This is a genomic window from Bacillus sp. 2CMS4F, from assembly GCF_023161785.1.
GTDB classification, from domain to species: Bacteria; Bacillota; Bacilli; order Bacillales; family Bacillaceae; genus Bacillus; species Bacillus halotolerans.
In genome coordinates, this window is the sequence record NZ_JALNTO010000002.1 from 99,911 (window position 1) to 114,114 (window position 14,204).

A 14,204-nucleotide genomic window follows, 5' to 3' on the forward strand; every position below is an offset into this window, starting at 1 on the left:
AGATTCTGATGGTCAGTATCCAACGCAGCTTTGAAGCGTATGCCGATGAAATGAATATCATTACGGTTCTGATTCCTGCTGATCAAAAAGATACCTTTACGCCGCCTTTTCAGCTTGAGACAGATACAGCGGAAATTCCTCTGACAGTCAGTCAGGAATGGCAAATAGAAGGGAAATACAAGTATGTATGTGTAGCTGAACAGCCGGTGACTTTCGGAAAAACGCATCGTGTCAAAGCATTCGGCGGCGGAAAAACGGATCTCCAAATCGGGGCGGTTGTCAGGACGGATGCGTTTGATGCTGCATTTTATTATGACGGGGAGCTCGGAGCTGTTTACGCTTCGGATTATACTGAATTTAAGGTATGGGCGCCTGCTGCCACGTCAGCTGCCGTCAAGCTGTCACATCCCGAAAAAAGCGGGCACACGCTTCAAATGACAAGAATGGAAAATGGAGTATACGCCGTTACAGTGGCTGGAGATCTGCACGGTTATGAGTATGTGTACCGGATTTGCAACAATTTAGAATGGACAGAAACGGTTGATCCGTATGCAAAAGCTGTGACGGTCAACGGAGAGAAGGGTGTTGTGCTGCGCCCTGATCAAGTAAATTCGGCTCCTACGCTTACACCATTTTCAGCCCCAGTTGATGCCATTATTTATGAGATGCACATCCGAGACTTCTCCATTCATGAAAACAGCGGTATGAAGAACAAGGGGAAATATGCGGCGCTTGCTGAAACGGACACCAAAACGAAAAATGGCAATTCTACAGGACTTTCTTATTTAAAAGAGCTTGGCGTTACACATATAGAGCTTTTGCCGCTAAACGATTATGCCGGAGTTGATGAAGAAAACCCGCTTGCCGCCTACAATTGGGGCTATAATCCGCTTCATTTTTTCGCCCCGGAGGGAAGCTATGCCTCCAATCCTCACGACCCTCAGACAAGAAACACAGAAGTAAAACAAATGATTCACACCCTGCATCAGCATGGCCTGCGTGTCATTCTGGATGTTGTTTATAACCATGTATATCAAAGAGAGCACTCGCCCTTTGAAAAAACGGTGCCCGGTTATTTCTTCCGGCATGATCAATTCGGGATGCCTTCGAATGGCACCGGCGTAGGGAATGACATCGCCTCAGAAAGGCGGATGGCAAGGAAATTCATTACGGATTGCGTCATGTATTGGCTGAAGGAATACGATGTCGACGGCTTCCGCTTTGATCTGCTCGGCATTTTAGATATTGAAACGGTTCTTCATATGAAAGAAAAAGCATATGAGGTAAAGCCCGGAATCCTTCTCTTTGGGGAAGGCTGGGATTTGGCAACACCGCTGCCGCCTGAACAGAAAGCGACATTGGCGAATGCATCGAAAATGCCGGGCGTCGGTTTTTTTAATGATTCGTTTCGTGACGCTGTTAAAGGGAATACCTTTCATATCGCGGCGGCGGGTTTTGCCCTTGGGAACGGCGAACAAACGGAAACAGTCATGCGCGGGATTGCCGGATCTTCCGGATGGAAAGAGACAGACCCGCTTGTGTCTGCGCCGAGCCAGTCCATCAATTATGTCGAGTCGCATGACAACCACACATTTTGGGATAAAATGAGCCTCGCGCTACCTCAAGAAAGTGAGAGCCGAAAAAGAAGCAGGCAAAAGCTGGCGTCTGCAATCATTCTGCTGGCCCAGGGAGTGCCGTTTATTCACAGCGGACAGGAATTTTTCCGGACGAAGCAGGGGGTGGAAAACAGCTATCAATCCAGTGACAGCATCAACCAGCTGGACTGGTCGCGGCGTGAAACATTCAAGCAGGATGTTGACTATGTCCGCAGGCTGATTTCGCTCAGAAAAGCGCATCCGGCATTCCGGCTTACGTCATCAGCCGATATTCAGCGCTGCCTTGAATGTCTGGCTCTCAAAGAGCATCTTATTGTATACCGGCTGTTTAACCTCGGCGCAATCGATGAATGGGAAGAAATCATTGTCATCCATCATGCCAGCCCTGATTCTGTTACATGGCAGCTGCCGAAAGATAAGGCTTACCGCCTTCTATGTGATACTGACGGGTTTCGTGCTGATCCTGGAGAAATCAAGAAAGCGGTTGCTGTAAACGGCATCGGAACGGTTATCTTATATTTAGCACGAGATCTTACGAGTTTTGCTTGACGAAGTTTGTGCTATAGCGCTAAAATTTAAAAGACGGCTATTGATTAGCATATGAGACTCTCAATAGCTGTCTTTTTTATTTTTCATACGATTCGTACGAAAAAGGCATTCGCTGGATAGACTGAAGACGAATAGGCCTTTATTCTAAAATATTTTAAGAAATGATGGGTTGAACATTGATATGAACTGGTTGGGACAATTACTAGGTAGCGATTGGGAGATCTTCCCCGCCGGAGGAGCTACAGGAGATGCATATTATGCGAAACATAACGGGCAGCAGCTTTTTTTAAAACGTAATAGCTCACCTTTTTTAGCTGTTTTATCCGCCGAAGGCATTGTTCCTAAGCTGGTTTGGACAAAACGGATGGAGAATGGGGATGTCATTACGGCCCAGCACTGGATGACCGGCAGAGAGCTGAAGCCGAAAGACATGAGCGGACGGTCGGTTGCTGAATTGCTTCGTAAAATACACACATCAAAGGCCTTGCTGGACATGCTGAAGAGACTTGGAAAGGAACCGCTGAATCCAGGGGCTCTGCTGTCTCAGCTTAAACAGGCTGTATTTGCTGTGCAGCAAACTTCGCCGCTGATTCAAGAAGGGATTACGTATTTAGAAGATCATCTGCATGAAGTGCATTTCGGTGAGAAAGTCGTTTGCCATTGTGATGTCAATCATAATAACTGGCTATTGTCTGAAGACAACCAGCTGTATTTAATTGACTGGGACGGCGCCATGATCGCTGATCCGGCGATGGATCTGGGGCCATTGCTGTACCACTACGTCGAAAAGCCAGCTTGGGAGAGCTGGCTGGGCATGTACGGCATTGAGTTAACGGACGGCCTTCGGCTAAGAATGGCATGGTATGTGCTATCTGAAACAATCACTTTCATTGCCTGGCATAAATCCAAAGGAAACGATAAAGAATTCCATGATGCAATGGAAGAACTGCATATGCTGATGAAGCGGATTGTTCAATAATCAGGAATACGAATCCATTTCCTCTACCCATTGAGACAAGCTGCTCTGATGCTCTTGTATGTGTGAGTCGATGGATTTGGATGATATTCCTGATTGGCTGTATCGGTACACATCTTCCAGCACGTTTTTTAAGTGTGAATCGAGCTCGGTGTTTGCCATCAGCGATTTAATCACACGTTCAAGCTGTTCGTACTCTGCGACGGTTCCGCAGCAGTCTAATTGATGGTCAGTCAAAATGTCCTTCAATAGATCAACTTGATTCTCGTAATTTAAACCCATAAAACGGTACACATCCCTTCAGTATCTTACGGGTTAAATTGTTCAAAACAGTATGGTTTTATGCATGAGACACGAGTGTTCCGACAGATGGGACCCTCTTTTTTTATGTGATCTGCTCTAAAAAGGCACACCTTCAAAAACAAGCTTGCGGGTCTTTTTAATTCATGGTATGTTGTTAGTCGAAATAATAGATAGAGGTGTCAATCATATGAGAATGCGCCACAAGCCTTGGGCTGATGACTTTTTGGCTGAAAACGCAGATATTGCCATCAGCAATCCTGCTGATTATAAAGGAAAATGGAATACAGTGTTTGGCAACAGCAATCCGATCCATATCGAGGTCGGTACAGGAAAAGGGCAATTTATTTCCGGGATGGCCAAACAAAATCCTGACATTAATTATATTGGTATTGAGTTATTTAAAAGCGTAATTGTGACAGCTGTCCAGAAAGTAAAGGATAGCGAAGTGCCGAATGTAAAGCTTTTGAATATAGACGCGGACACGCTGACAGACGTGTTTGAGCCGGGTGAAGTCAAACGGGTGTACTTGAACTTTTCTGATCCTTGGCCGAAAAACCGCCACGAAAAACGCCGTCTGACGTATTCCCATTTTCTTAAGAAATATGAAGAAGTGATGGGGAAAGGCGGAGCAATTCATTTTAAAACAGACAACCGCGGCCTGTTTGAGTACTCGCTGAAAAGCTTCTCGGAATACGGTCTGCTGCTGACATATGTCAGTCTTGATCTGCATAACAGCGATATGGAAGATAACATCATGACAGAATATGAAGAAAAATTCTCAGCACTCGGCCAGCCGATCTATCGGGCTGAAGTTGAATGGAGAGCGTAAAACAGACTCTGACACAGGAGTCTGTTTTTTTTATGCGCTGTTTGCTACGATGATGACAGGGGGGATGAAGATGGAAACGATGAAAATTGGAAACACGACGTTAACTTGGCTTGACGGAGGGGTGACTCATATGGACGGAGGAGCCATGTTCGGCGTTGTTCCAAAGCCGTTATGGTCAAAAAAATATCCAGTCAATGAAAAAAACCAGATTGAATTAAGGACAGATCCGATTCTTATTCAAAAGGACGGTCAAAACGTGATTGTCGATGCCGGGATCGGGTCCGGAAAGCTGACTGAGAAACAAAAAAGAAACTACGGCGTGACCCAAGAATCCAATGTGAAAACATCATTAGCAGCGCTCGGGTTAACAGTTGAAGATATCCACGTGATCGCCATGACACACCTTCACTTTGACCATGCGTGCGGATTGACGGAATACGAAGGAGATAAACTGGTGCCAGTTTTTCCAAATGCCGTTATTTATACTTCATCTGTCGAATGGAATGAAATGCGCCATCCGAACATCAGATCGAAAAATACCTACTGGAAAGAAAACTGGGAGGCGGTTGCCGGCCAAGTGAAGACCTTTGAAGACACTTGCACGATAACAGAGGGGGTTACAATGCATCATACCGGGGGCCACAGTGACGGCCACTGTGTTCTTGTATGTGAGGATGCGGGTGAAACCGCGGTACATATGGCGGATTTGATGCCGACACACGCCCACCGCAATCCATTATGGGTGCTGGCTTATGATGATTATCCGATGACCTCTATACCGCAAAAGCAAAAGTGGCAGGCGTATGCAGCGGAAAAAGACGCATGGTTTATTTTTTATCATGATGCCGTATATCGCGCACTGAAATGGGACGGGGACGAAAGAATGACAGAATCACTCAAACGAAAGAAACAATAGCATATTTTCATGTTTACCCTGCATGATTTCCGGCTAATAAAGCAAACCTAGTACTAATTATGCTCAGAAAGGAAGAGGCAGGGTGAAACAATTTGAAGTAACGAACGAAGGAGACATTCAGACAACATTAAGAGGCCTTGAAGTACTCTCTGTTCCTTTTTTGAACAAAGGAGTGGCTTTTACAAAAGAGGAAAGAAAAGCGCTCGGATTGAATGGCTTTTTGCCGCCGAAGGTATTGACCATTGATGAACAGGCAAAAAGAGCGTACGAACAGTTTTCCTCACAGCCTGATGATTTAAGTAAAAACGTTTATTTGACAGCGCTGCACGATCGAAATGAAACGCTGTTTTACCGTTTGTTAAATGACCACTTAGGGGAAATGCTCCCGATTGTATACACGCCGACAGTAGGTACGGCCATTCAGAGATACAGCCATGAATACAGGAAGCCGAGAGGGCTCTATCTGTCCATCGATGACCCGGAAGGCATGAGAGAGGCATTTAAACAGTTTAAAGACAAAAGTGATGCCATCGATTTAATTGTCGCAACCGATGCTGAAGGAATTTTAGGAATCGGAGACTGGGGAGTCGGCGGCATCGCGATATCAATTGGCAAGCTTGCGGTATACACGGCCGCTGCGGGAATTGATCCGAGCAGAGTGCTGGCTGTCGTTTTGGATGCTGGCACAAATCAAGAGAGCCTCTTGAACGACCCGCTTTATGTCGGCAACCAGCATTCCAGAGTGCGCGGTGAACGCTATGACCAATTTATTGATGAATATGTCTCACTTGCGAGAGAGACATTCCCGAATGCATTGCTCCACTGGGAGGACTTCGGAGCGAAAAATGCGCGCAGCATCTTGAAACGCTATAAAGATAAAGTATGTACGTTTAATGATGATATCCAAGGTACAGGCGCTGTTTCACTGGCGGCAGTCTTATCCTGTGCAAAAGCGTCTAAAGTGCCGCTGAGGGATCACAGAGTCGTGATATTCGGAGCGGGGACGGCCGGAATCGGAATTGCTGAACAGCTGCGGGAAGCCTTGGTGCGCGAAGGGCTGAGTGAGGAAGAATCATACCAGCGATTCTGGTGCATAGACCGAAACGGGCTGTTAACAGCTGATATGGATCAGCTTCTCGATTTCCAAAAGCCTTATGCCCGTTCGGCTGATGAAGTGAAGGATTATCAGCGTAACGGAGAAGGCGGGGGCATTGATCTTCTTGAAGTGGTCCGGCAGGCGAAACCGACGATCCTGATCGGGACATCTACGGTTTCCGGTGCCTTTACTGAAGAAATTGTAAAAGAAATGGCGTCACACGTAAAACGTCCGGCGATTTTGCCGATGTCGAATCCGACGACTCTTTCCGAAGCAAAACCGCAAGATTTAATTGAATGGACGGAAGGCCGTGCGCTTATCACGACAGGAAGCCCGTTCCCGCCAGTGGAATATAACGGCGTGACATATCATATCGGACAGGCCAACAACGCACTAGTCTTCCCAGGACTTGGGCTTGGAACGATTGTCACCAAATCAAAATTAATCACCGATGGCATGTTTGAAGCATGTGCCCGCGCGATCGCAAGTATGGTCAATGTCGGCATGCCTGGCGCGCCGATGCTGCCGAAGGTGGAGGATTTACGGACTGTATCGGCAACGGTTGCAGTTGAAGTCGCTAAAACCGCCATTAAGGAAGGCGTGGCCACTGAAGAGCCTGAGGACATCATTCAGGCTGTGCAGGACGCGATGTGGTATCCGGTATACAAACCAATTCGCGCGATATAATATAAAAAAGAGCCGCTGCATGGGCAGCGGCTCCTATTTTACGCTTGTCCGGTGTTAAGACGCGATTGTATCGATGACATCTACAATTCTCCCCGTTTTCGCATCCACCATCACTTCATATTGCTCTAGTTCTCCGAAAGCTGACCGTGTAACACCGGTCTTGTACACCTGCACGGTTTCTCCATTCACATTGTAGGGCTCCGGCTGGGTGTAGATCCATGATCCATCAATCGGCCCCCGCTGTTTAAAAGCGGATTTTACGATACGAAGCGCTCGTTCTGAAGAAATATAAGGCTTCATCACATATTGCTTCAAAACAACAGCCGTACAAATTCCAAGTCCTGCTCCTAAAAGAAGATGACGCAATTTCAAAATAAAGCACCTCCTGATTGATCGTACTTTCATTATACAGAAACCGCCAAATCCTGTTAAGCGATACGCGGCTCATTGAGCAGATTCAATCAGCGTGCTTGGAAAACAGAATTTTTTCTAATAAAATAAAAGAACTACATAGAAATGAGGGGAAAACATGAATCAAGAAACGAAAGTGCTTTTCCAAACACTGACGCAGCTTCCCGGAGCGCCGGGCAATGAGCATCAGGTCCGCGCGTTTATGAAGCAGGAGCTTGCCAAATATGCCGATGATATCGTTCAGGACAGACTGGGAAGTGTTTTCGGAGTCAGAAAAGGCGGAGAGGACGCGCCGAAAATCATGGTGGCTGGACATATGGATGAAGTCGGATTTATGGTGACATCCATTACAGATAACGGATTACTCAGGTTCCAAACGCTCGGGGGCTGGTGGAGTCAGGTGCTGCTGGCGCAAAGAGTGGAAATTCAAACAGATAACGGCCCGGTTCCGGGGGTTATTTCAAGCATACCGCCGCATCTGTTAACAGATGCTCAGCGAAACCGTCCGATGGATATCAAAAACATGATGATTGATATCGGAGCGGATGATAAGGAAGACGCCATCAAAATCGGCATTAAACCGGGCCAGCAAATTGTCCCTGTATGCCCGTTTACCATTATGGCGAATGAAAAGAAAATATTATCAAAAGCGTGGGATAACCGGTATGGCTGCGGATTGAGCATTGAATTGCTGAAGGAATTGCAAGGAAAAGAACTGCCGAATACGCTTTACGCTGGCGCAACTGTTCAGGAAGAAGTCGGCTTAAGAGGCGCGCAGACAGCGTCTCATATGATCAAACCGGATTTGTTCTTCGCGCTTGACGCCAGTCCGGCAAACGACATGAGCGGCGATAAACAGCAGTTTGGGCAGCTTGGAAAGGGTTTTTTGCTCCGCATTCTTGACAGAACGACAGTCATGCACCGCGGAATGAGAGAATTTGTTCTGGATATGGCTGAAACGCATCAGATTCCATATCAATACTTTGTTTCCGGCGGCGGAACAGATGCAGGCAGAGTGCATATTTCAAACAGCGGCGTTCCGTCAGCAGTTATCGGGATCTGCTCCCGCTACATTCATACAAATGCGTCTATTATCCATATTGATGATTACGCTGCGGCTAAAGAAATGCTGATAAAGCTCGTAACTGCCTGTGACAAGCAGACTGTTGAAGCAATTAAAGAAAATATGTAAAACCTGGAGAAAAAGCTTGTTGAGCAAGGCTGTAAGCCATGTCGACAAGCTTTTTTCTTATTTTATTTCAAATACATAGGAAAGTGCTTTAATGGCTTGGTTCACCGTTTCAACAGTCATATTCGCTTTGTTTGAAAGCTCTTTTAATGGGTGGTGGAGCGATTCAGGACGAATGATGATCAGGGGTTTGCCTTTTGCGATGGCATAGGAAGCATCCATTGCTGTGTTCCATTGTTTATACTTTTCGCCAAACAAGGCGATTACAAAGTCGGCTTTATTCATCAAGACGGCAGTTCTGAAGTTATTGATATCAGAAGCCTTGTCGTCCTTATAGACTGCGTTTGGCTGAGCGCCCATGATTTCTTCTCCGATATTGTCTGAACGGTCGTGATGCTCCATCGGGCCGACAAACGTAATCGGCAGCTTCAGTGACTTCGTTTTCTCCTTTATTTCCTCACGCCAATTGCTGTGGATTTCTCCGGCTAAATAGACGATAAACTCCAAACTGGATCCCTCCTTATGTATGACCATTTGTCAATTTTACCCTCATGTAAAAGATGTTAAACGAAACGTGCTTGATAATGCAAATAAAATATGATAATGATAATGGGAAAGCTTATCTTACATATTCATTCGTTGCATATAAGTGGTTTTGCCGCAAGCAGTTTGGTATGATCCAAATGGACGAGTATCGATAAACTAACATGTAAGAACATAAACAACTGGAGGGATATTTGATGAAAAAAATCGAAACAACGCAAGAGCTGGAAAAAGCGGTAAAGGATGATTGGGCAGTATTTATGTTTTCTGCTGACTGGTGCCCGGACTGCCGTTTTGTAGAGCCTTTTCTTCCGGAATTGGAAGCAGACTTTCCTGAATTCACTTACTACTATGTAGACCGCGACAAATTTATTGATACATGCGCAGAGTGGGAGATTTACGGCATTCCAAGCTTTGTTGTGTTTAATGAAGGAAAAGAAGTGAATCGTTTTGTGAGCAAAGACCGCAAAACAAAAGAAGAAATTGAACAGTTTTTAACTGACTCTCTCGCAAAAGCGTAAAGGAGGATATCCGGTTTGAAAATGACCTCAAGGAAGCTGTCAGACATATTGAAACAGCGCCTTCAGCACGAGAATCGCTCCTTTTTATTTGACAGAGAAAAAGACACCCTCCGTGTTGAGGATGAAACAACTAAAAAAGGAATTACGCTCGACCTGCCGCCGATTATTGCAAAATGGGAACTGAAAAAAGACGAAGCCATTGACGAGATCGTTTACTATGTATCAGAAGCCATGACAGCTATGGAAGGGAAGTCGCAGGAAATAACCGGGAAGGAAAGCCGCATTTATCCGGTCATCCGCTCAACCTCTTTTCCGGACAAGTCCAGCGAAGAGATTCCGCTTATTTATGACGATCATACCGCAGAAACAAGAATTTACTATGCGCTTGATCTGGGCAAAACCTATCGTTTAATTGATCAGCGCATGCTGGAGAGAGAAAACTGGACAAGGGAGCGGATCAGAGAAACGGCTGCGTTTAACCTCCGCTCTCTGCCGGCGGTTGTCAAAGAGGATACAGTTGCCGGCAATCTCTTTTACTTCTTCAGAGCAAACGACGGTTACGACGCCAGCCGGATTCTGAACGAAGCGATTTTAAATGAGTATAAACAAAATGCTAAAGGTGAGCTCGCGATCTCTGTTCCGCATCAGGACGTTCTGATAGTTGCTGACATTCGGAATGAATCAGGTTATGATATTTTAGGACAAATGTCGATGAGCTTCTTTGCAGGCGGCACCGTTCCGATTACGGCGCTTTCTTTCCTGTACAATGAAGGAAAGCTGGAGCCGGTGTTTATCTTGGCAAAAAGCCGTCCGAAAAAGGATTAGAAAGGATTTTTTACTTATGAACGCTTTTTATAATAAAGAAGGTGTGGGAGATACACTTCTAATCTCTCTAAAAGACGTAACGCGTGAGCAAGTAGGCTATGAAAAACACGGCGACGTCGTCAAAATTTTCAATAGCGAAACAAATGAAACGACGGGTTTTAACATCTTTAACGCGTCTTCATACTTAACCATTGATGAAAACGGCCCTGTTGCCCTTTCAGAAACATTCGTTCAAGATGTGAATGAAATGCTAAACAGAAACGGCATTGAAGAAACATTAGTCGTTGATTTATCGCAAAAGTTTGTTGTCGGATATGTTGAATCAAAAGAAAAACATCCAAATGCGGATAAATTAAGCGTATGTAAAGTCAACGTAGGAGATGAAACGCTTCAGATCGTTTGCGGCGCGCCTAATGTTGATCAAGGTCAAAAAGTTGTCGTTGCCAAAGTCGGCGCTGTGATGCCGAGCGGACTCGTCATTAAGGATGCTGAGCTTCGGGGCGTACCGTCGAGCGGAATGATCTGCTCCGCAAAAGAGCTTGCATTGCCTGACGCTCCGGCTGAAAAAGGAATCCTTGTATTAGAAGGAGACCATGAGGCTGGGGACGCATTTCAGTTTTAGACTCCCATAAACGCGCCGAAAAAATCGAATCATGTAAAAAAAGCCGCTAAGCCCTTGTTTAGCGGCTTTGTTTTGCTGAAAGCTTAATCTTTTCTGGGCCGACAAGCAGTGGTATACTAAAAATCGTCCCAGAAAACTATAAGGGAGTTAGAGATGACTTATGAGTTGGCTTCATAAATTTTTTGATTTGTTTTTAGGAGAGAGTGAAGAGGACGCTGAACGGGAGACAAAACCTGCTCAAATTCCGAAACAGCCAGAATCGCATCACTCCGAAGGACAATTAAAACGATTGGAAGATCCTAAAATATATTACGAATATCCTAAAGGCAAGTTCCGTTTTCCGGTTGTGCCTGACGGATACCAAAAAAATGATTTGAGAAGGCGCCGCCCGCCATCGGAGGAACCGCAAGCGGAGCCTCGTTCGAGCGCTGCTCAGCACAGAGACCGCACAAATAATGAAAAAGAGCATCATACATATGAAAAATCAGAGCCGGCCAAGAAACCTTTTAAACCGACAAATATACCTTCGCCTGTATATGGATTTAATCAAAAACCATCTGTGAAAAAGGACGTGCCGAAACAATCTGCGGAAAGAAAAGGTGTGCAAAACAAGCCGGTAGAAGAGAAGGTCACGCTGCTTTCAGAAGAAATCGAACGCGAACGCAGCTATCCAATGCCGGACCGGCCGCCGCAGCAACAGAAGAAGGAGCCTCTCTTTTCATATGACCGATTCGAAGAACAGCCTTCTGGCGTCCTAAAAAGTACGAATGAAACAATGGCAAAGCACTCAGCAGAGGAGCTGTCAGACAAAAAAGTAAACGCTGGAGACGAAATGGCTCCAAAAGCTGCTGAGATGCGGTCAGAAGAAACAGAACAAATGAAGCAGCAGGAAGAATCTTTCTTGCGCGAAGAAAAATCTTGGGAAGAGACTGTGACAGGTGCCGGAATGGAAGCAGAAAAGCTGTCAGGTAACGAAGGATATGCCCGCGAAGAAGCTGTTCCAGAAACTGCTGACACCGCCTCAACTCAAGCAGAACAAACGGAAAACCAAGAGCATTTCTTACCCGATGAGCGATATGGGGAAGAGGCTGTGACAGGTGCTGAAACTGAGGCAGAAGAGCCGTCAGCCAACGAAGAAAACGTTCGTGAAAAAGCAGTTCCAGAAACTGCTGACACCATGTCAGCCCCAGCAGAACAAATGGAAATCCATGAGCATGAGCAGCCTTTCTTGCATAATGAAAGATACGAGGAAGAGACTGTGGCAGATGCCGGGCAAGAAGCAGAGGAACTGTCAGACAGCCATACAGCTGCTCACGAAGAAATCATTCCGGAAGCTGCAGCAGCTCAAGTGATAGAGGAAAACAGCCAGCCTGAAGCATCCGCGGCCCAGATAAATGACTATCCAGTACCGGAACATAGCACAGAAGAGGATTCTCAATCCTATTCTGCGGCGGATGAAAGCCGGGAGGAAGAAATTTCTGCGGGTGAAAGACGCACGGCCCCAGCAGAACAGCAGAACAGAACCGAGAAGTCGAGTAACAATCCTGAACGAAGTCCAGCACTTCAGAAGGGACCGTCTGTTCCTTTTAATGTTATGATGCTGAAAAGCGATGCGCATAAACAGCAAAAAGCAGGGGAGCGCCGCGGAAGCTATGTGTTCCCAAATGTCTCACTGCTTGATGTGCCGCCAGCACAAGTTCAGGACGATACTGCGTGGATAGAAAACCAGCGTCAGCTGCTTGATTTAACTTTGAAAAACTTTAACGTTCGGGCCAATGTGGTTCATGTAACGCAAGGGCCGTCAGTCACAAGATTTGAAGTACACCCTGAACCGGGTGTAAAGGTGAATAAAATCACCAACCTGTCTGATGACATTAAACTCAGCCTGTCCGCCAGAGATATTCGAATAGAAGCGCCGATTCCGGGGAAAAACACGATCGGAATTGAAGTGCCGAACCGCACGAGCAAGGTGGTTGATTTGCGCCAAATGATTCGCAGCTCTGCTTTCAGGACGAGCACGTCACCGCTTACGGCAGCACTTGGATTGGATATTTCGGGGAATCCTGTTGTCATTGATCTGAAGAAAATGCCGCACGGTCTTATTGCCGGAGCTACAGGATCGGGAAAAAGCGTGTGCATCAATACGATTTTAGTGAGTCTGCTTTATAAAGCTGATCCGAGTGAAGTGAAGGTGCTGCTGATTGATCCGAAAATGGTAGAGCTTGCGCCTTACAACAAAATTCCTCATCTCGTCAGCCCTGTCATTACCGACGCCAAAGCGGCCACTGCTGCTTTAAAATGGGTCGTTGAGGAAATGGAGCGCCGCTATGAACTGTTTGCCCATTCCGGTGTTCGCGATATTGACCGTTTCAATCAATTAACCTCTGATCACCAAACAGGCGAAAAATTGCCGTATTTAGTTGTGGTCATTGACGAGCTTGCCGACTTGATGATGGTAGCTCCAAATGATGTAGAAGAAAGCATTGCCCGGATTGCTCAAAAAGCAAGAGCCTGCGGAATCCATTTGCTAGTCGCGACTCAGCGTCCGTCAGTCGATGTCATTACCGGTCTGATTAAAGCGAATATCCCGACGAGAATTGCGTTTTCTGTCTCCAGCCAGGTTGATTCCCGAACAATCATTGACATGGCTGGTGCGGAAAAACTTCTCGGCAAAGGAGACATGCTCTTTTTAGAGAACGGTTCTGGAAAACCGGTGCGTCTTCAAGGCAACTTTGTATCGGACCGGGAAATTGACCGTGTCGTTTCCCATGTCAGAAACCAGCTGCCGCCAGCTTATTTATTCGAACAGGAAGAATTGGTCAGACAAGGCTCTGCCTTAAAGGAAGAGGATGAGCTGTTTTATGAGGCGTGCGAATTTGTTGTTGAACAAAACAGTGCAAGCACGTCAAGCCTGCAAAGAAGATTCAGAATCGGATATAATCGGGCTGCAAGGCTGATTGATATGATGGAAGCGGAAGGTATGATCTCTGAGGCGAAAGGAAGCAAGCCTCGAGAGGTGCTGATCACTGCAAGTGATTTAATAAACGAATAATATAGGTTCATTTTCACAGCAAACATGGTATGATAATGGATAGAGCATTTAACAGCTATGCCGCTTTAC

14 protein-coding genes are annotated in these 14,204 nt (G+C 46.0%); 11 read left to right on the plus strand and 3 right to left on the minus strand.

The window, feature by feature from the left end; translation table 11 throughout:
• The first annotated feature begins 8 nt into the window (after positions 1–8).
• Positions 9–2,165 carry a type I pullulanase gene (gene pulA / locus MTN95_RS03800; RefSeq protein WP_248337007.1) on the plus strand — a complete coding sequence of 719 codons (2,157 nt, stop codon included), beginning with the start codon at positions 9–11 and terminating at the stop codon, positions 2,163–2,165.
• Positions 2,166–2,346: 181 nt separating this feature from the next.
• On the plus strand, positions 2,347–3,144 hold the full coding sequence (locus MTN95_RS03805; protein WP_248337009.1) for a phosphotransferase family protein: 798 nt from the start codon (positions 2,347–2,349) through the stop codon (positions 3,142–3,144).
• Here MTN95_RS03805 and MTN95_RS03810 read toward each other — a convergent pair whose 3' ends face one another.
• Positions 3,145–3,423 carry a YtzH-like family protein gene (locus tag MTN95_RS03810; protein WP_024122528.1) on the minus strand — a complete coding sequence of 93 codons (279 nt, stop codon included), beginning with the start codon at positions 3,421–3,423 and terminating at the stop codon, positions 3,145–3,147.
• Positions 3,424–3,631: 208 nt separating this feature from the next.
• On the opposite strand from MTN95_RS03810, the gene trmB reads away from it, so the two are divergent.
• The 3 genes from trmB (at position 3,632) to MTN95_RS03825 (ending at position 6,972) form a co-directional block, all read left to right on the plus strand.
• On the plus strand, positions 3,632–4,273 hold the full coding sequence (gene trmB / locus MTN95_RS03815) for a tRNA (guanosine(46)-N7)-methyltransferase TrmB (RefSeq protein WP_038954257.1): 642 nt from the start codon (positions 3,632–3,634) through the stop codon (positions 4,271–4,273).
• Positions 4,274–4,343: 70 nt separating this feature from the next.
• Complete coding sequence (locus tag MTN95_RS03820; RefSeq protein WP_181185708.1) at positions 4,344–5,189, plus strand: YtnP family quorum-quenching lactonase; 846 nt, start codon at positions 4,344–4,346, stop codon at positions 5,187–5,189.
• 82 nt (positions 5,190–5,271) lie between these two features.
• Positions 5,272–6,972, plus strand: coding sequence for an NAD-dependent malic enzyme (locus tag MTN95_RS03825; protein ID WP_248337011.1), 1,701 nt, complete (start codon positions 5,272–5,274; stop codon positions 6,970–6,972).
• A 54-nt stretch (positions 6,973–7,026) separates the two neighbouring features.
• Here the strand turns inward: MTN95_RS03825 and MTN95_RS03830 are convergent, their stop codons facing one another.
• Positions 7,027–7,344, minus strand: coding sequence for a PepSY domain-containing protein (locus MTN95_RS03830; RefSeq protein ID WP_248337013.1), 318 nt, complete (start codon positions 7,342–7,344; stop codon positions 7,027–7,029).
• A gap of 157 nt (positions 7,345–7,501) precedes the next feature.
• Between MTN95_RS03830 and MTN95_RS03835 the strand changes: the two genes are divergently transcribed.
• Positions 7,502–8,575 (plus strand): M42 family metallopeptidase, encoded by a 1,074-nt coding sequence (locus tag MTN95_RS03835; protein ID WP_248337016.1) that lies wholly within the window; start codon positions 7,502–7,504, stop codon positions 8,573–8,575.
• A gap of 57 nt (positions 8,576–8,632) precedes the next feature.
• Here the strand turns inward: MTN95_RS03835 and MTN95_RS03840 are convergent, their stop codons facing one another.
• Positions 8,633–9,079: a YtoQ family protein gene (locus MTN95_RS03840; protein WP_227598060.1), complete on the minus strand. Its 447-nt coding sequence runs from the start codon at positions 9,077–9,079 to the stop codon at positions 8,633–8,635.
• Between the two features lie 77 nt (positions 9,080–9,156).
• Between MTN95_RS03840 and MTN95_RS03845 the strand changes: the two genes are divergently transcribed.
• From MTN95_RS03845 to MTN95_RS03865, 5 genes are all read left to right on the plus strand, one after another.
• The gene (locus MTN95_RS03845) at positions 9,157–9,273 is read left to right on the plus strand and encodes a hypothetical protein (protein ID WP_125825412.1); all 117 of its coding nucleotides are present in this window, start codon (positions 9,157–9,159) and stop codon (positions 9,271–9,273) included.
• A 39-nt stretch (positions 9,274–9,312) separates the two neighbouring features.
• Entirely contained in the window at positions 9,313–9,636 is a 324-nt protein-coding gene (locus tag MTN95_RS03850) for a thioredoxin family protein (protein ID WP_010331513.1), read from the plus strand.
• Positions 9,637–9,651: 15 nt separating this feature from the next.
• The gene (locus tag MTN95_RS03855; protein ID WP_248337018.1) at positions 9,652–10,461 is read left to right on the plus strand and encodes a DUF1444 domain-containing protein; all 810 of its coding nucleotides are present in this window, start codon (positions 9,652–9,654) and stop codon (positions 10,459–10,461) included.
• A gap of 16 nt (positions 10,462–10,477) precedes the next feature.
• Positions 10,478–11,083: a YtpR family tRNA-binding protein gene (gene ytpR, locus MTN95_RS03860; RefSeq protein WP_248337020.1), complete on the plus strand. Its 606-nt coding sequence runs from the start codon at positions 10,478–10,480 to the stop codon at positions 11,081–11,083.
• A 160-nt stretch (positions 11,084–11,243) separates the two neighbouring features.
• Positions 11,244–14,135 carry a DNA translocase FtsK gene (locus tag MTN95_RS03865; protein ID WP_248337022.1) on the plus strand — a complete coding sequence of 964 codons (2,892 nt, stop codon included), beginning with the start codon at positions 11,244–11,246 and terminating at the stop codon, positions 14,133–14,135.
• Positions 14,136–14,204 lie beyond the last annotated feature (69 nt).

What these genes read in the sequence shown, in the direction of transcription:
- pulA (WP_248337007.1), top strand. Translation starts at nt 9, where the DNA reads ATGGTCAGTATCCAACGCAGCTTTGAAGCGTATGCCGATGAAATGAAT.
- MTN95_RS03805 (WP_248337009.1), top strand. Translation starts at nt 2,347, where the DNA reads ATGAACTGGTTGGGACAATTACTAGGTAGCGATTGGGAGATCTTCCCC.
- MTN95_RS03810 (WP_024122528.1), bottom strand. Translation starts at nt 3,423, where the DNA reads ATGGGTTTAAATTACGAGAATCAAGTTGATCTATTGAAGGACATTTTG.
- trmB (WP_038954257.1), top strand. Translation starts at nt 3,632, where the DNA reads ATGAGAATGCGCCACAAGCCTTGGGCTGATGACTTTTTGGCTGAAAAC.
- MTN95_RS03820 (WP_181185708.1), top strand. Translation starts at nt 4,344, where the DNA reads ATGGAAACGATGAAAATTGGAAACACGACGTTAACTTGGCTTGACGGA.
- MTN95_RS03835 (WP_248337016.1), top strand. Translation starts at nt 7,502, where the DNA reads ATGAATCAAGAAACGAAAGTGCTTTTCCAAACACTGACGCAGCTTCCC.
- MTN95_RS03845 (WP_125825412.1), top strand. Translation starts at nt 9,157, where the DNA reads ATGCAAATAAAATATGATAATGATAATGGGAAAGCTTATCTTACATAT.
- MTN95_RS03850 (WP_010331513.1), top strand. Translation starts at nt 9,313, where the DNA reads ATGAAAAAAATCGAAACAACGCAAGAGCTGGAAAAAGCGGTAAAGGAT.
- ytpR (WP_248337020.1), top strand. Translation starts at nt 10,478, where the DNA reads ATGAACGCTTTTTATAATAAAGAAGGTGTGGGAGATACACTTCTAATC.
- MTN95_RS03865 (WP_248337022.1), top strand. Translation starts at nt 11,244, where the DNA reads ATGAGTTGGCTTCATAAATTTTTTGATTTGTTTTTAGGAGAGAGTGAA.